The 16,906-nt window shown below is 61.4% G+C and carries 10 protein-coding genes; 6 read left to right on the top strand and 4 right to left on the bottom strand.

All coding sequences use genetic code 11. The annotated features are described in order from the left end of the window. Window positions 1-2 precede the first annotated feature (2 nt). The 6 genes from KVT28_RS11430 to fepB all read left to right on the top strand — a co-directional run bounded on the left by KVT28_RS11430 (window position 3) and on the right by fepB (window position 5,270). Window positions 3-761, top strand: coding sequence for a thiazole synthase (locus KVT28_RS11430; RefSeq protein WP_101761747.1), 759 nt, complete (start codon window positions 3-5; stop codon window positions 759-761). Between the two features lie 11 nt (window positions 762-772). Next, window positions 773-1,738 carry a HesA/MoeB/ThiF family protein gene (locus tag KVT28_RS11425; protein ID WP_101761746.1) on the top strand — a complete coding sequence of 322 codons (966 nt, stop codon included), beginning with the start codon at window positions 773-775 and terminating at the stop codon, window positions 1,736-1,738. Continuing rightward, entirely contained in the window at window positions 1,735-2,451 is a 717-nt protein-coding gene (locus tag KVT28_RS11420; RefSeq protein ID WP_217548477.1) for an ABC transporter ATP-binding protein, read from the top strand. Before KVT28_RS11425 ends, KVT28_RS11420 begins: the two co-directional genes overlap by 4 nt. Continuing rightward, the gene (locus tag KVT28_RS11415; protein WP_101761744.1) at window positions 2,435-3,169 is read left to right on the top strand and encodes an ABC transporter permease; all 735 of its coding nucleotides are present in this window, start codon (window positions 2,435-2,437) and stop codon (window positions 3,167-3,169) included. The genes KVT28_RS11420 and KVT28_RS11415 overlap by 17 nt, the downstream gene beginning before the upstream one ends. A 9-nt stretch (window positions 3,170-3,178) precedes the next feature. Beyond that, on the top strand, window positions 3,179-4,108 hold the full coding sequence (locus KVT28_RS11410) for an ABC transporter substrate-binding protein (protein WP_217548474.1): 930 nt from the start codon (window positions 3,179-3,181) through the stop codon (window positions 4,106-4,108). 211 nt (window positions 4,109-4,319) lie between these two features. Continuing rightward, window positions 4,320-5,270: a Fe2+-enterobactin ABC transporter substrate-binding protein gene (gene fepB / locus KVT28_RS11405; protein WP_101761793.1), complete on the top strand. Its 951-nt coding sequence runs from the start codon at window positions 4,320-4,322 to the stop codon at window positions 5,268-5,270. Here the strand turns inward: fepB and entS are convergent. The 4 genes from entS to fes form a co-directional block, all read right to left on the bottom strand. Beyond that, window positions 5,267-6,529, bottom strand: coding sequence for an enterobactin transporter EntS (entS, locus tag KVT28_RS11400; RefSeq protein ID WP_101761742.1), 1,263 nt, complete (start codon window positions 6,527-6,529; stop codon window positions 5,267-5,269). The genes fepB and entS overlap by 4 nt on opposite strands. 105 nt (window positions 6,530-6,634) lie before the next feature. Beyond that, window positions 6,635-15,028 (bottom strand): non-ribosomal peptide synthetase, encoded by an 8,394-nt coding sequence (locus KVT28_RS11395; RefSeq protein ID WP_217548472.1) that lies wholly within the window; start codon window positions 15,026-15,028, stop codon window positions 6,635-6,637. 52 nt (window positions 15,029-15,080) lie between these two features. Then, on the bottom strand, window positions 15,081-15,302 hold the full coding sequence (locus KVT28_RS11390) for an MbtH family protein (protein ID WP_101761740.1): 222 nt from the start codon (window positions 15,300-15,302) through the stop codon (window positions 15,081-15,083). Further along, entirely contained in the window at window positions 15,295-16,653 is a 1,359-nt protein-coding gene (fes, locus tag KVT28_RS11385; RefSeq protein ID WP_101761739.1) for an enterochelin esterase, read from the bottom strand. The genes KVT28_RS11390 and fes overlap by 8 nt, the downstream gene beginning before the upstream one ends. Window positions 16,654-16,906: the final 253 nt, after the last annotated feature.

Below are 16,906 nucleotides of genomic sequence, written 5' to 3'. Positions count from 1 at the left end.
CGATGTTTTACGATTTTGAACCGCAATCACGCTTCCTGCTCGGCACCGCCGGTTATCCTTCGCCCGCTATTTTGCAGCAGGCGATTGCCGCCGCCGGCACCGACATCATCACCGTCAGTTTGCGGCGCGAAGGCGCGGCAGGCGCGGCTTTCCGCGAACTGCTGACCGGGCTCAACATCCACGTGTTACCGAATACCGCCGGTTGTCACACGGTAAAAGAGGCCGTCACCACCGCGCACATGGCGCGCGAACTGTTCAACACCGCATGGATCAAACTAGAAGTGATTGGTCACGCCGACACGCTGCAACCGGATCCTTTCGCGCTGGTGGAAGCCGCGCGCATCCTCTGCGCAGAGGGTTTTCAGGTATTTCCGTACACCACCGAAGATCTGATCGTTGGCGAAAAACTGCTGGCGGCGGGTTGCGAACTGTTGATGCCGTGGGGCGCGCCGATTGGTTCCGGCCAGGGTTTGCGCAACATCGATGGCCTGCGCGCCATGCGCGCGTGGTTCAGCGACATCCCGCTGATCATTGATGCGGGCATTGGCGCGCCGTCGCAGGCGGCGCAGGCGATGGAAATGGGCTTCGATGGCATTTTGCTCAACACCGCCGTCGCCAAAGCCGGCGATCCAGTCGGCATGGCCAACGCCTTCCGGCTGGCGATTGAAGCCGGACAGGCCGCGCGCGCTGCCGGACTGATGGAGAAGCGCGATATGGCAGCCGCGTCCACGCCGATCTTCGGTCTGGCAAATCTGAGTTAAGGACGGCAACTATGCAACGTTATCAACGCCAGATGATGCTGGCGGAAATCGGCGAAGCTGGGCAGCAAAAGTTACTTAACGCGCGTGTGCTGGTGGCGGGCGCGGGCGGATTAGGCGCCACGCTCCTGCCGCAGCTGGTGGGCGCGGGGGTCGGCTATATTCGGCTGTATGACGACGATGTGGTGGCGCTGCATAACCTGCATCGGCAAACGCTGTTTACGCAGCAGGATATCGACCAGCCCAAAGTGCTGCGCGCGCAGCACGCGTTGCAGCAGCGCAATCCGCAGGTGCAGATCGAGGCGCTGCAACAGTCGCTGAGCGCCAGTAATCTGCAGCAGGCGCTGGCGGGATGCGATCTGGTGATCGATGCCGCCGATAACTTTGCCGTCACCTACCAACTTTCCGATGCTTGCATGCAGGCGGGCATGCCACTGATCAGCGCCTCGGTGCTGGGGCGGCAAGGTTACGTCGGCGGATTCTGTGGCGGCGCGCCGAGCTATCGCGCGCTGTTCCCACGCTTGCCGTCCTCGGCAGCGAACTGCAACACCGCAGGCGTGATGGGCCCGGCGGTGGCAGCGCTTGGCGCGATGCAGGCGCAGATGGCGCTCAGCGTACTGCTGGAATTACAGCCTTCACCGCTCGGTTGTCTGGTGAATTGCGATTTTGTGAACTGGCACTTCCGCAAGTTCCGCTTTGATGATGCTGAAGAGCCGGAATATGCGGTGCCGTTTATCGACCTGCAAATGCTGGCCGCCGATGACTGCATTGTCGAACTGCGCAGCTGTGAAGAAGCGCCGGTCAGCGTGGCGGATGGCGTTGAGCGCATCTTGCCGCAGGCGATCGCCGCGTGGCAGCCGCCCGCCCAGCAGCGCATTGTGCTGGTGTGCGCCAGCGGCATCCGTGCCGCGCAAGCCGCCAGCGCACTGGCGCAGCGCGGATTTCACCAGCTGGCGATTCTGGCGGCCAATCGTCCATGAATCAGGACATTCTCTTCAACGATGTGAGCTTTAGCTGGGGCGATAAACCGCTGTGTCAGCGGCTGAATCTGCACCTGCGCGGTGGCAAAACCACTGTAATGCTGGGACGCAGCGGCATCGGCAAAAGTACGCTGCTGCGGTTGGTGGCCGGTTTACTCCAACCGCAGCAGGGCGCGGTGCGGGGCTTGAGCGGCAACGTGGCGTGGATGGGCCAGCAGGATCTGCTGTATCCGTGGCTGACGGTGCTCGACAACGTGATGCTGTCGGCGCGGCTCAGCGGCGACAAGCCGGATCGCCCGCGTGCGCTGGCGCTGCTCGAGCAGGTAAAACTCAGCGACGTTACGCATGCACCCCCGCATCAACTCTCCGGCGGCATGCGGCAACGCGTGGCGCTGGCACGCACGCTTTATGCGCAGCGCGACGTGGTGCTGATGGATGAACCCTTCGCCACGCTGGATGTGATGACCAAACTCAGTTTGCAAACGCTGACCGCCGTATTACTGCGGGGCAAAACTGTGCTGCTGGTGACGCACGATCCGCTTGAAGCGTGCCGCATGGCCGATGACATTCTGCTGCTGCAAGGCCAGCCGCTGGCTATCGAAAGCTGGCCGGTTCCCGGCGGTGACGTGCCGCGTCCGTTTGATCATCCCGACGTCCTGCAGGCGCAGGCGCAACTCTTCTCCCGACTGAATACCCATGAAAACAGTGTTTAGCGCGATCTACCTGATCGTGGTGCTGCTGTGCGGCTGGTTACTGGCGCGTCACGGCGGCGTGCCGAGTTTCCTGCTGCCCGCGCCACAGGCGGTGCTGGAGGCGCTGTGGCTGCATCGTCAACTGCTGTGGCATCACGCGCTCTATACGATGGCGGAAATTGTGCTGGCGCTGCTGCTGGGCGTCGGCGCGGGAGTGACGCTGGCGGTGCTGATGGCCGCCAGTTCGCTGCTGCGTCGCGTGCTGTTTCCGCTGGTCACCGCCAGCCAGGCAATTCCGGTGTTTGCCCTCGCGCCGCTGCTGGTGCTGTGGCTTGGCTTTGGTATCGCGTCGAAAGTGGTGGTGGCGGCTTTGATCCTGTTCTTCCCGCTGTGCTTGTCACTGTTTGATGGGCTGTGCCGTACGCCGGTCGGTTGGCTGGAGCTGGCGCAAACCTCTACGTCGTCGCGTTTCCGCATCTTCTGGCGCGTGCGCTGGCCTGCCGCGTTACCGCAGTTTTTCTCCGGCCTGCAGATGGCGGTGGTGTTGGCCCCGATTGGCGTGGTGATTGGTGAATGGGTCGGCGCCAGCGAAGGGCTCGGCTATCTGATGATGCAATCCAACGCGCGACTGGAAACCGCCACCAGCTTCGCGGCGCTGCTGCTGTTACTGGTTCTGGCGCTGCTGCTTTCGGGCAGCGTGGCGCTGATGCGCAAGAAAATCCTCTGGCAATCTACATAAGGAAATACCGTGAAAACCCTACGAATGGCATTGACCGCGTTGCTGCTGCTGGCGACCGCTAACGTGCAGGCGGCGGAGAAAGTTCGCCTGCTGCTTGACTGGTTTATCAACCCCAATCACGCGGCGATTTTTGCTGCCCAGCACAGCGGCGCGTTTAAGAAAGAGGGGCTGGATGTGGAGATGATCGCGCCCGCCGATTCCGCGTCCGTGCCGCTGCTGCTGGCGGCGGGCAAAGTCGATCTCGCCGTCAGCTACCAGCCGCAGCTCTACACGCTGGTGGATAAAGAGGTGCCGGTGATCCGCGTCGGCACGTTGATTAATCAGCCGCTGAATACGCTGACCACGGTGTCAGACGATATTCACTCGCTGAAGGATTTCGCTGGCAAAACCATCGGCTACGCGGTGCCGGGCACCGAAGACGTGGCGATCCGCAATATGCTAAAAGCGCAGGGCGTTGATGCCGACTCGGTGAAGCTTATCAACCTGAATATGGATGGCACCTCCGCGTTGCTAACGCACAAGATTGATGGCGCGATGACCATCTTTCGCAACTATGAGCTGCTGGATCTGAAAGACAAAGGCGCGCAGCCAACGGTGTTCAAGCCGGAAGATTACGGCGTGCCTGCTTATGATGAGTTGATCATCCTTGCAAACCAGAAAACTGCCGCGCAGGACAAACGCATTCCGGCGTTTTTACGTGGCCTGGATGCCGGCGTGGCGTGGCTACGCGCTCACCCGCAGGAAGCGTGGCAGTCGTTTATCGAAAAATATCCCGAGCTGAATACGCCGCTCAATCACGAGGCGTGGCAGGCGACGTTGCCATATTTCGCCCAGCACAGTGCGGCGTTTGATCGGGCGCGCTATCAGGCGTTTGGTGAGTATATGAAGGGTAATGGTGTGATTAAGGCTGTGGCGCCGATGGGGCGTTATTCGTTGTAGGTTGGTGCGATTTGCCCCTCACCCCAGCCCTCTCCCGCGCGTGGGAGAGGGAGCCGACCGCGCCCACCTAACCATTCTCTCCACCTAATTATTCCCTCTCCCGCCTGCGGGAGAGGGTTAGGGTGAGGGCAACCACGCACAATTTCCCTTGCACCCACACTTATTTTTGATAATGATATTTATTCTCAACTATCAAGTGATGGACAACCTGATGCGTTTCCCCGCTCTTTCTCTGCTGCTTAGCCTGTTTTTCATCTGCACCCATGTTCACGCCAACGCAACCTGGCCGCGCACTATCTCCACACCAAAAGGTCCCTTCACGCTGCAACAGCCGCCGCAGCGCATTGTCTCGACCAGCGTTACGCTGAGTGGCACTTTGCTGGCAATTAACGCGCCGCTGATTGGCTCCGGCGCCACCAGCCGCAATAGCAGCGTATCGGATGCGCAGGGCTTTTTTACGCAATGGAGCGCGATGGCCAAAGCGCGTCAGGTTAAACCGCTCTATATCTCACAGCCGAATGCCGAAGCGATTGCCGCCGAAGCGCCGGATTTGATCGTGATTGCCGCCACCGGCGGCGATTCGGCGCTGCGCCTTTACGATCAGCTGCAAACCATCGCGCCGGTGTTAGTGATCGACTACGGCGATAAAAGCTGGCAGGCATTGACCTTGCAGCTGGGCGAGATTACCGGCCATGAAGCTGATGCCAATAAGGTGATCGCAGCATTCGACCAACGAGTCGAAGCAGTGCGTCACAAGATTACGCTGCCGCCGCAGCCGACCTCTGCGCTGGTCTATTACGAAGATGGACGCGGAATGAACTTGTGGACGCCAGCATCGGCGCAGGGCGCGCTATTACAGGATTTGGGCTTTACGCTGGCCGCGCCGCCCGCCAGTTTTCAGGGCAGCACCAGCATGGGTAAGCGCAATGACATTATTCAGCTGAACGGCGAAAACATGGCCGATGGCATCACCGGTAACACGCTTTTGCTATTCGCTGCTGATGAGAAAACCGTGCCGCAGGTGGCGAAGAATCCGTTCCTCGCCCATCTGCCGGCGGTACAGCAGCACGACATCTTTGCCGTGGGCAACGATACTTTCCGCCTCGATTACTACAGCGCCAGCAATATGCTCAGCAGCATCGAGCGGCAGTTTACCCGTTAAGCGTCTGCGGTGGCGGGCTGCGGCGCGTCCGGTTGTTCACTGAGGCGCGCCGAGCGCAGGCCGCGCGCCGCCAGCGACAGCAGCACCAGCAATCCCGCCGCCAGTCCACCAAACCACAGCACGCTGCTCAGCGGTGCCAGCACGCGTGCCAGCGCCCCCAAACCCAATGCCCCAACCGAATCGCCGGTCACATCCTGCGCGGTGCCGAGGCTGTTGACGCGTCCCAGCAGCGCATCCGGCGTGTGGTGCTGCGTCAGCATAAACTGCAATAGCGAGGCGATGGCGTTGCTGTAGCCGTAACACACCAGCGCCAGCAGCGCGGGCAGCAGATGGCTGTAAAGACCGAGTGAGGCGATACAGGCAAATGCCAGTAGCGCACAACCCATCAGCACCCATCCCGGGCGCGTTAACTGCCGCACCCAGCCGCTGGTAAAGGCACCGATCATCGCACCCAGCGGCACCGCCGAGTACATCAATCCTAATGCGGATGCATCGGCGTGATAGGTCAGCGCCAGCGCCGGGAACAGAATACGCACCGCGCCAACCATGCTGAGCAGCAAGCCAACCAGCACCACCGCGCCCACCACTTTATGCTGGCAGACAAACTGCATGCCGCTCGCCAGCGCGCGCAGCGGATGCTCCGGCTCCTGTTGTTCGGGCTTCATCGACGGTAAACGCACCAGCGGAATCAGCGTTGCTAGCGTACCAATCGCGGCGACCGCAAACGCCCACCCGACACCCGCCGCAACGATGATCATGCCGCCGAGCGCGGGCGACAAAATCGCGCCGAGGCGCACCGTTAGCATACTGAGCGCACCGGCTTCCGCCAGATGTTCACGTCCGACGATTAGCGGGATCACTGCCATTAGCGCAGTCATGCCGAGCGCGCCAAAGAAGCCATCCCAGAAGGCGAGGAAGTAGAGCGCCAGCAATGAAGGCGCTGGGCTGAAGGCGTTGAGGCTGAGCAGCACAAAACCGATGCCACAGGTGCCGCGCGCGAACAGGATTAATTTGCGGCGATCGTAGCGATCGGCCAGCACGCCGCCGAGCAGCAGGCCGATAAACATGCCGACGCCATCAAGCATTACCGCCACGCCAACCTGCAGCGTGGAGCCGGTCATCGCCTGAATTTGCACTGGCACGCCAACCGCCAGCATGCCAAGGGCGAATACCGAGAGCATGCGCGCGCAGAATATCGCGCGGAAGGAGGCGTTGTTTTTGAGTAAACTGAAATCTAAGAATATCGAGGGCTTAGCCATAAATCTCCAACGGTGAATCACATTTGCATCACCCGTAGCGGCGCAATTTATTGCGCGTTTTTTGACAGAACACGATGAATCGCGTCGCTACGGTATGTGCCTTAATTAACGCCGAGCTAACAAACGGTTTATCAAAGGTCCCAGCACCTGCAACGAATCTGCTGAAAGAATATCGGCGTGTTCGCAATCCAGCGGGAAGATCGTCAATTCATCAACGAACGGTGCCCAACTGGCGCGCACATCCATCTCCGGCGGCAGCGTTTTCTCGGCCATAAACAGCGTGGCGAGGCCGGCATAGCGCGGCGTTCGCGCTTCAGCCAGGCGTGCGATGGCGTCTTTGTAGTTCGCGACGATGGTGCTAAACATCACTGCCTTCTCTTCACGCAGTAGCGGATCGCGCTCATCTTCGGTGGCGGCCATAAACTCGGCCTGCTCACGCGCCACTTCCTGTTCCGCTTCATCGGCATCCGGCGTGCGCCAGTCCTGACCTTCTGCCGGATAGGTATCCAGCAGGCCAAGAAATGCCACCGTTTCACCTTGCGTCTGCAAACGTGACGCAATGCCTTGCGCCAGCGTGCCGCCGAGTGAATAGCCGAGCAGGAAATACGGACCGCTCGGCTGCTGCTGGCGAATCGCCTGCAGATGACGTTCACACATCGCCTCCACGCTGTGACAGGCAGCAATCACGCCGTTTGGCCGCGGCGATTGCAGGCCGACAATCGGGAAGTCGCCGTCGAGATAGTGCAGCAGGGCGCTGTACTGCCAGGCGAAGCCGGATGCCGGATGGATGCAGAACAGCGTCGGGCCGTGACCAGCGCGCAAAGGCAGCAGTTCGCCGTTGCCACCGCTTTCACTGTTGGTACCGCCGTCAAGCAGCGCCGCCAGCTTCTCCACGCTGCGCGCGGCGATGATCTGCCCGACGCTGAGCGGCGGCACCTCACGACGACGCAGTTCCGCCGCCAGACGCATCGCCAGCAGCGAATGACCACCGAGCGCGAAGAAGTCGTCATCGGCAAACACGCTGTCGCAACCAAGCAGCTGCTGGAACAGATCCGCCAGCAAACGCTCGTTGGCGCTGTGCGGCAGGCGGCCGCTGCGTGCGCTGAGCTGCGGCATCGGCAGCGCTTTACGATCCAGCTTGCCATTGGCGCTGAGCGGCAGATGGTCGAGCAGCAGATAGCTGACCGGCTGCATATGCGCGGGCAGACGTTCGCCCAGCTCCTGCTTCACCGCGTCGATATCCAGCGCCACGCCCGTTTCGGCCACCAGCCAGCCGAGCAGCTGACGGTTATCGACGCCCGGCGTGGCGTGCTGCGTCAGCGCGCGCGTCGCCACCACCGCCTGCGCCACGCCCGGCAGCGCCACTAGCGCCTGTTCGATTTCGCCCGGCTCGATACGCTGTCCACGCATTTTTAGTTGATCGTCGCTGCGGCCGAGATACTCCACCGCGCCGTCGGCGCGCCAGCTGGCGATATCGCCGGTGCGATACATGCGCTCGCCTTCGGCAAACGGCGCGGCGACAAAGCGCTGTGACGTAAGGTCGGCGCGATGCAAATAGCCATCGGCCAACTGCACGCCGCTGAGATAGAGATCGCCCGGCACGCCAACCGGTACCGGTCGCAGCAGGCTATCGAGAATATGCAGCTGCGTGTTCCACACCGGACGACCAATCGGCACGCCCGGCCCGTTAAGGCCTTCCAGCGCGCTGCCGCTGGCCGGTTGCCAGGTGACATCGACGGCGGCTTCGGTTGGGCCATACAGATTGTGCAGCGGCGCGGCGATCACCTCCTGATAGCTGCGCGCCAGGTCGCACGCCAGCGCTTCACCGCTGCAGAATACGCGGCGCAGCGTTGGGCAAGCTTGCTCGGTTTGCGCGGCGAGATGGCCGACAAAGGCCGCTAACATCGAGGGCACGAAGTGCAGGGTGGTCACGCGATAATCGTCGATCAGCTGCCACAGCGCCTGCGGATCGCGATGCGCTTCCGGCGGCGCCATCATCAGCTGCGCACCGGTCATCAGCGGCCAGAAAAACTCCCACACCGATACATCAAAGCTGCACGGCGTCTTCTGCAACACTACATCGTCGGCGCGCAGCGGATAGCTGGCCTGCATCCAGCGCAGGCGGTTGACGATGGCGCGCTGATTCACCACCACGCCTTTAGGTTTACCGGTCGAGCCCGAGGTGTAAAGCACGTAAGCCGGGCGACTGGCGTCCGCCTGCGGCAAAGGATGGCGCGGCTGAATGTGTTCACCGGCTAAACCATCAAACATCATCAGCGTGCCAAACGTGGCAAAGCGGGTTTCCAGCGCGGATTCGGTGATCAGCACCCACGGCCGCGCATCTTCCACCATGTAAGCCAGACGCTCATCGGGATAACCGATATCCAGCGGCAAGTACGCCGCGCCCGCCTGCAGGATGGCAGTGAGTGCAATGCTGAGACGCACCGAGCGCGGCAGCGCCACGGCGACGATATCGCCTGGCATCACGCCCGCTTCAATCAGGCGATCCGCCAGCAGCGCGGCCTGACGCTGCATTTCGCCGTAGCTCAGACGGTGGTCGACATCCATTAGCGCCAGCGCGTCCGGCGTGCGCGCCGCCTGCTGGGCAATCGCCTGTTGCAGGGTTTCATTTTCCAGCTGCACGCCGGTGTTATTCACCCAGGCGAGCAGCGATTGCTCGGCCAGCGTTTGCAACTTCCACTGCGTCAGCGGCAGATCCGGCGTGCTGACCAGCTGTTGCAACAGCAATAACAGCCGCTCGGCCAGACGTTCCGGCTCGCTAACGCAGTCGCGATACTCCATCAGCAGCGTCAGCTGTTCGCCCGGCAGCACCAGCAGCGTCAGCGGATAGTGCGTGTAACCGCGATTATGGATCGCTTCGCAGCGTACCGCGGCTTTGGCATCCAGCAGCGTTTGGTTGTCCGGATAGTTCTCCACCACCAGCAAGGTATCGAACAGCGTACCGGCGCCGACCAACTGCTGAATCTCGGCGAGGCCGAGGCAATCCTGCTCAATCAGCTGGATTTGCTGCGCCTGATGATCGGCGAGCTGCGCCAGTAACGGACGTTGATGATCGAAACGCACCCGCACCGGCAGCGTGTTGCTGAACAGGCCAACGTGCTGATCGATACCGTCAATCTGACCAAAACGGCCAGAAACCGGCGCACCAAACACCACGTCTTGCTGGCCGCTGGCGACCGACAGCAGCAAGCCCCACAATCCCTGCATCACGGTGTTCAGGGTTAAGCCGCGCGCCCGGCATAGCGCATAGAGTTCCCGCTCCAGCGTGGCATCCAGCGTAATGCGCTTTTCGTTGACCGCGCTGTCGGCGGCCTGCGGATAAAGCAGCGTCGGACGCACGTCTTTCAGGCAAGCTTGCCACTGCTGACGCGCTTCATGGCTGTCGCGCTGGCTGAGCTGACGCACGATGTCGGCGTAGCTGCTGCTGTGCGCGGGTAAAGTTTGCTGGCGCAGCGCGCTGAGCAGATCGTTGAGGATCACCGGCGTTGACCAGCCATCCACCACCAGATGGTGCGCGTTGAGCAGCAGCGTCCAGCGCGCGCCATCGCGATGGGCGATTAGCGTGGCGTGCAGCATGATTGGCTGGCTAAACAGATCCTGCGCCAGCGCCTGATGTTCCAACGCCTGAATGTCCTCTTCCTCGCCCAACTGAAGCAGCGTCAGCGGCCAGTGCAATTCGCCTTCCGGTATCAGCTGCAGCGGTTGCAGGCTGAGTTCGGCGTCGAAGCGCGCCGCCAGCTGCGGATGACGCTGTAACACCGCGTCGAGCGCGGTTTGTACCGCTGCGGGGCTGATATCGCCGCTCAGTGTCAGGCGGGTTAACGAGTTATAGCTGCCTTGCTGCGCGGTGGTTTGCGCGTGGAACAGCAAACCTTTCTGCAGCGGCAATAGCGGCAGCGCATGGCTAAACGCACCGTGACGCGCATGCAGCTGTTGCAGCAGCGCGTCATCAACGCCTTCCAGCGCCACCTCGGCGGCCACCAGCGTGTGGGCGGCGTGCTGCGGTTGCTGTTGGGCCAGCGCGATCAGCGCCTGCGCGGCAGCCGCCATTGCCCGATGTAAATCGGTAATCGCTTCGGCGTTGAGCACGCCGTCCGCCCAGCTCCAGTTCAGCGCCAGCTGCGCCGCATGTGGCTGCTCCTCAACGAAGACGTTGAGTTCCAACGCGTGCTGCAGCGGCAGCGCGTCATCCTGTAATACCGCGAAAGTGTCACGGAACTGTTGCGCGGTGCGCTGTGGCGTCCAGTCACCGCTGCGCGGTGTAAAGCGCCCGAGGTAGTTAAACAGCACCTGCGGCGCGTGTTGTGCCGCCAGTTTTTCCAGCGTCACGCCGCGATGTGCATCGAGCCAGCGCAGCTGCCCGTAGCCAATGCCGCGATCCGGCACCGCACGCAGTACCGCTTTCACCGCGCGTACGCACTCATTGAGCGGCGCATGTGGATTTTCTGGCAACGGCAGCAGTAAAGGGTATTCTGCCGTCAGCCAGCCGACGGTGCGCGCCAGATCCTGCTGCGCATGTAGTTCGGCACGGCCATGCGATTCCAGCGTGACGCGCTGCTGTGCGCTGCCGTTGAGCTGGCGCAGAGCGAGGGTCAACAAGGTCAGCAGCAGCTCTTCGCTGGTGGCGCGATAGTACTGCGGCAGCGTGTTGAGCAGCGCGTGCGTGGTTGAGGCATCCAGCAGCGTGCGTTGATGCTGTTGGCGATCGCCGGACTGAATCGCCCGTTGCCCAACAAGCGGCAGCGGTTCCGTCAGCATCTGTTGCCAGAACGGTAACTCGCTGGCGCGCGCCGCAAGGTTCGCCAGCAGCGCGGCAGACCAGTCGTGCAGCGAGGTTTCCTCGGCGGGGATCACCAGCGGCGTGTTATTGAGCAGCGCGTCACCGGCCTGTTGCAGTTCTTCCAGCAATACGCGCCACGAGACGCCATCGACAATCAGATGATGCAGCGTTAACACCAGCCCACAGCTGGCGCCATCTTGCTGCAGCAGCGTGGCGTGCAGCAGCGCGCCGTTAGCCGGGTCGAGCGCCTCAGCATCTTCGCTAAACGCCCGTTCCGCTGCGCGGTCGCGGTCCTGCACCTCCAGCGCACGCACGCGGGCAGGGCGCGACGCTAGCGCTTCGCCGACAATCAGCTGATCTCCGCGCGTAAAGGCGTTGAGCGCCGGATGCGCCTGCGCCAGCTGATCGATCAGTTGTTTTACCTGTGCGAGCTGCAACTGCGGCGGCACCGACAGCAGCACGCCGTGAGCAAAGCGCGCATTGATGCCCGCCTGGGCGTTGAACCAGTGCAGAATCGGCAAGCCGCCAATCGCGCCCTGTTGCGCGACGCGCGCGCCGGTGTGGTGTTGTGCCAGCGGCTGCAAACCCCGCGCCATGCGTGCAGCGGTACGTTCGGCAAAGATTTCGCGTGGACGCAACAGATAGCCAGCGCGACGGGCGGCGGTGCTGAGCCCCATCGCTGAGATGCTGTCGCCGCCGAGCGCGAAGAAATCATCTTCCGCGCCAACGCTCTCCAGCCCCAGCAGGCTGCCAATCGCGTGGCAAATCAGCTGCTCCTGCGGCGTGCTGGCGGCACGACTTTGACTTTGCTGCGCCTGTTGCGGCTTCGGCAGCGCCTGACGATCAATCTTGCCGTTAACGTTGAGCGGCAATTCGTCCATCACCATCAGCACCGCAGGCACCATGTAATCCGGCAGCTGCGTGGCCAGTTGCGCCAGCAAACGGGCGTTGAGATCGGCATCGGCGCGCAGCGCATCATCCTGCACCGAGCAGTAACCAATCAGGCGATGCGTGGCGCCCATTACTTCGGCGATCACCACGGCGGTACTGACTTCCGGCAGCGCCACCAGCGCGTTTTCCACTTCACCAAGTTCGACGCGGAAACCGCGCACTTTAATCTGGTGATCGGTACGGCCAATAAACGCCAGCTGTCCATCCTGACGCCAGCGCATCAGGTCGCCGCTGCGGTACATCACATCGCCGTCGCGGAAGGGATTAGCGACAAAGCGTCCGCTGGTGAGATCGGGACGACGCAGATAACCGCGCGCGATGCCGGTTCCGGCGATATACAGCTCGCCAGCGCAGCCAATCGGCACCTGACGCAACTGGTTATCCAGCAAATAGACTTCGCTGTTGCCCACCGGACGACCAATCACCGGCTGCGGTGACGCCATGACGCTGGCACCGAGCGTATCGATGGTGTATTCCGATGGGCCGTAATAGTTGTGGATCTCCATCTGCTGCTGTTGCTGCATCAGCTTCCACAGCGTTGGCGTGGCCGCTTCACCGCCAATCATCACGAAAGAGGGACGATGGTTATCGGCTTCCAGCAGGCCGCTGTCGATCATCTGCGAAAAGAATGACGGCGTGATATCCAGCAAATCAACCGGCACCGCGTTCATCTGCTGAATCAGGCCCCACGCATCGCGGCGCAGCTCTTCGTCGAAGATATTCAGCTCGCAGCCCATCAGCATGCAGAACAGCGGTTCCCATGAAGAATCGAACGAGAAGGAAGCGGTGTGACCGGCGCGCATGCGGCGCAGGCTGCTGGCGCTAAAGCGCGCAATCGCCGGGCCAAACAGATGCTCGCGGTGCGAAAGGAACAGATTGAGCAAACCTTGATGAGTGCTCATCACGCCTTTCGGGCGGCCGGTCGATCCTGAGGTGTAGATCATGTAGGCCAGATCGTCGCCGCACAGTGGGGTATCGGGTCGTGCGGTAGAAAGGGTGCTCAACGCAATCTGATCAATCAGCAGATTTGGCAGCTCCGGCATTTGCGCCAGCGTGCTGGAGTGCGTCAGCAGCAGCTTCGGCAGCGCGTCATCGCACATCAGCGCCAGGCGTTCGCGCGGATAGTCGAGATCGAGCGGCATATAGGCCGCGCCGCTCGCCAGCACGCCGAACATCGCTACCAGTGAATCCACCGAACGCGGAATGCCAATCGCCACCACATCGTCAGCCTGCAGGCCGCGCGCGATCAACAGATGCGCCAGTTGCATCGCGCGATCGGCTAACTGGCGATAGCTCAGGCTGCGCGCGCCGCACACCACCGCGGTTTGCTCGCCGTAGTGCTCAGCGGCTTGCAGCAGGATATCGACGATGGTGTGAGTGGCGACGGGCGGCACGATGGTTGGTCCGGTCGACCAGCGTTGCAGATCGATCAGTTCCTGGGGCGCCAGCAGTGACAGCGCGCCGATTTGCGTGTTGGCATCCGCCGCAAATTGCGTGAGCACGTGGCTGATGCGCTCGGCGTGACGTTGTAGCGTTTTTGCCTCGTAGCGGCGCGGGTTTGCCACCAGCGTCAGCTGCAATGCGCCAGCGCGGAAGCCGACTTCAAACTCGAGATCGTCGACCGGGCCCATCGCCAGCGTGTGCGTTGGAGCTGCATGGCCATCGAACTGCAGATCGTCGTGGTAAACCTTGACGTTAATCACCGGACCATACAGCGCCTGGCTGCTGCCGACCAGACCAAGATCGCGGCGCAGCTGTTCCGCCTCATAACGCTGATGGCGGCGCGCTTTGCGGATTTCGCCTTGCACCTGCTGCACCAGCATCGGCAAGGTCATCTCATCGCTGACGCTGAAAATCAGCGGCAACACGTTGACCACCGGGCCGAGGGCAGAAATCGCAGCCGAACCCATGCGGCGCATAAACGGGAAGCCAATCGACAAACGTTGGCAATTACTTAAGCGCGCCAGATAGGCCACCAACAGCGCGCTGACGATATCGCCTTCGCTGCTGTCGGCGAGTGGATGCTGCTGACGCAGCGTGGTCAGTTGCGGCAGCGTTACCTGACAGCTGATCGGGCGATCGCCGGGATCGCTGACGTTTTCACTGGCAAGCGTCAGGGTTTCCGGCAAATCCGCCGCGTAACTTTGCCAGTGGCTGGCGGAGCGGGCAAAAGCTGGCGAATCCTGCCACTGCTGAATCTCGTCAATCACCGTGGTGAACGGGGTAAACGGCGAGGGCGCGGGCGCTTCGCCGGCGCAAAGGGCGGCGTAGATCGCTGCGACGCGTTGAGTTAACGCTTCAAAGCTGAAGCCATCCACCAGCAAATGGTGATAGCGCTGATACCACAGCCAGCTGCCGTCGCCGATGCGCATCAGCGCGTGACGATAGAGCGGTTTGTCGCCGTCGGCGGGCAGATCGGCAGCGAGATCGGCCTGCATCAGTTTGTGCGCATGGCTGCTGGCATCGCCGCGCTGGCTGAAATCATGCCATTCCGGCGCGACCGGCGCTTGTGCACCAAACCACTGCGCCGGATTGCCCTGCTCATCCAGGCCGAAGCGCGCCTGCACGGTATCGGCTTCCGCCATTGCCTGCTGAATGGCGCTGTCCAGCGCCGCGCGATTGATGTCGCCGTGCAGCACGCTGTAGTGCGCCACGGTAAATTGATTGCGCTGCTGCGCAATGCTGTCAGCGATCCAGATGCCGGGCTGCGCCGCGACTAACGGATAAGGTTGGTTGAACGTTGCCAAAGGACAATTCCTGTCGAGAAAAACAATTTAAAAAAGAGAAAGTTAAAAAAATTTAATGCGCGGTAGACGACGTCTGTTGCGTCGCTGGCCGCATGTCGTGCCAGTTTGCTTCGATAAACTCAATGGCGGCGCTGCGCGTCAGCGGTCCCGCCACGATGTGCCAACCTGCCGGAACCGGGGCAAAAGCCGGCCACAGGCTGTACTGCTGGCGCGTGTTAAGTAGCACCAGAAAATCGAGCGCGTCGTTATCAAACGGATTCTGTTGTTCAGACATGGTGGTTACCTTCAGAGGTTGATGTAGGGGAGAGAAAATCGGCCAGCAGCCAGCGGCAGCCGTCGATCAAACCGCCACGCCAGCACAACGCATCGTGCCCTCCGGCGAAGCGGCGAAAATGTAATTCATGGCCTGCGGCCTGTAGCGCCGGGGCGATCTGTTGGTTGACGTACACCATGTCCGCCTCGCGATCGCCCACTTCCTGGAAAATCTTCAGCTTGCCCGGCGGTAAATCGCCCTGTTGCAGCCGCTCGAGTAGCAAGCCGGGTGCGTGCTGCTCGCGATTGGCGTAGTCGCGGATGTATTGCAGATGCGGCCACCAGAAGGAGCCGGATTGCGTAAGAATGCGGCCAAAACGCTGCGGCCAGTGCAATCCGGCATAGAGCGCGGCGAGTCCGCCATAGCTTTGCCCGGCCACCAGCGTGCGGTCAGCGTCGCTACTAAAGGCCGCGTGCTGGCGTGCCAGCGGCAACAGTTCCTGCTGCACCGCCTGCCAGAAGGTTTCATTGCACGGCAGTTCGGCTTCGCGGTGCTGGCTGTCGATGACATCGATAAACAGCCAGCAGGCGGGCGGCAGTGCGCCATCGGCGGTGACCTGATCCAGCGCGCTGAAAATTGGTTGACCGTACACCCAGTTTTGTCCATCGAGCAGAATCGCCAGCGGACGCTGTTCGGGCTGAGCGGTTGTTCCGGTGCTATAAAGCCAGACGTTGCGCGTGACGTTGAGCAACGCGCTGTGCCACTGCAGGGTTTGCAGCGTATCCGGCCAGGTTTCCGCCATGCCGGCATCCAGCGCGCGCCAGGCCGATTGATCCGGCGCATCCGGCATGTGCGCGTTGCTCAGCGCAAAACGGCGGCTGCTGAGAAACGGCGGCGTGGGATTGAATTTGTCGGGGATCGCCAGCGGCATCAGCGAGATCCACCACTTACGCTGCAGCGCGCGGCAGTCGGCATCATCGCCACAAAACAGCGGCGGTAACTGCTGCGCGGTGGCGGGGATCAGGCTATAACTGCCGCGCCAGTCAGATTCAATGGCAGTCGACCAATGCCAGACGTTGCTGTCGCCGACGCGCACCAGACTTTCTGGCGCTTCGCTGTGGTGATCGGTGACGCCGTTAATATCGATATAAACCCGTTCAGTGGAAGAACGTGCGGAATGTCCTTCGGGATCGCGCCAGAAGAAGTGCATGGTCGTTTGACCGCTTTCGTCACGCTCCACCAGCGGCGTACCGACCGCATATAGCCGCTGCCACCAGCTTTCGCTTCCTATTTCGGCCTGCTGCAACCATTGCGCAACTGTTCCGGCGGGCAACCAAGTCTGCGTTGTATTTTCTGCGCTTGTTTGAAACATCCTGCAACCCATCTCCACATTTTGTTCACTGTCTTTACTTAACCAAAGCTAATGCAAATGCTATTGATAACGATTTACATTTGCAATATGATTTTTCGTGCCTGATAAACCTTCGTAATTTCAGTGGATTATTTTGTGAAGGACGTCACGCAGGGAAATTAGGACCGTCAATAACGCAAGAGACTAATATTTCAATCCGTTACAGCCCTTGTCGTTGGGCGAGGGCGACTGAACGGATTATTTCATCTACAAG

It is taken from the genome of Pantoea sp. GbtcB22 (assembly GCF_019091025.1).
Taxonomy (GTDB): Bacteria; Pseudomonadota; Gammaproteobacteria; order Enterobacterales; family Enterobacteriaceae; genus Pantoea; species Pantoea leporis.
Note: the sequence above shows the minus strand (reverse complement) of the source record. Positions and strands in the feature narration are given on the sequence as shown.

What these genes read in the sequence shown, in the direction of transcription:
- KVT28_RS11430 (WP_101761747.1), top strand. Translation starts at nt 3, where the DNA reads ATGTTTTACGATTTTGAACCGCAATCACGCTTCCTGCTCGGCACCGCC.
- KVT28_RS11425 (WP_101761746.1), top strand. Translation starts at nt 773, where the DNA reads ATGCAACGTTATCAACGCCAGATGATGCTGGCGGAAATCGGCGAAGCT.
- KVT28_RS11420 (WP_217548477.1), top strand. Translation starts at nt 1,735, where the DNA reads ATGAATCAGGACATTCTCTTCAACGATGTGAGCTTTAGCTGGGGCGAT.
- KVT28_RS11415 (WP_101761744.1), top strand. Translation starts at nt 2,435, where the DNA reads ATGAAAACAGTGTTTAGCGCGATCTACCTGATCGTGGTGCTGCTGTGC.
- fepB (WP_101761793.1), top strand. Translation starts at nt 4,320, where the DNA reads ATGCGTTTCCCCGCTCTTTCTCTGCTGCTTAGCCTGTTTTTCATCTGC.
- entS (WP_101761742.1), bottom strand. Translation starts at nt 6,529, where the DNA reads ATGGCTAAGCCCTCGATATTCTTAGATTTCAGTTTACTCAAAAACAAC.
- KVT28_RS11390 (WP_101761740.1), bottom strand. Translation starts at nt 15,302, where the DNA reads ATGTCTGAACAACAGAATCCGTTTGATAACGACGCGCTCGATTTTCTG.
- fes (WP_101761739.1), bottom strand. Translation starts at nt 16,653, where the DNA reads ATGTTTCAAACAAGCGCAGAAAATACAACGCAGACTTGGTTGCCCGCC.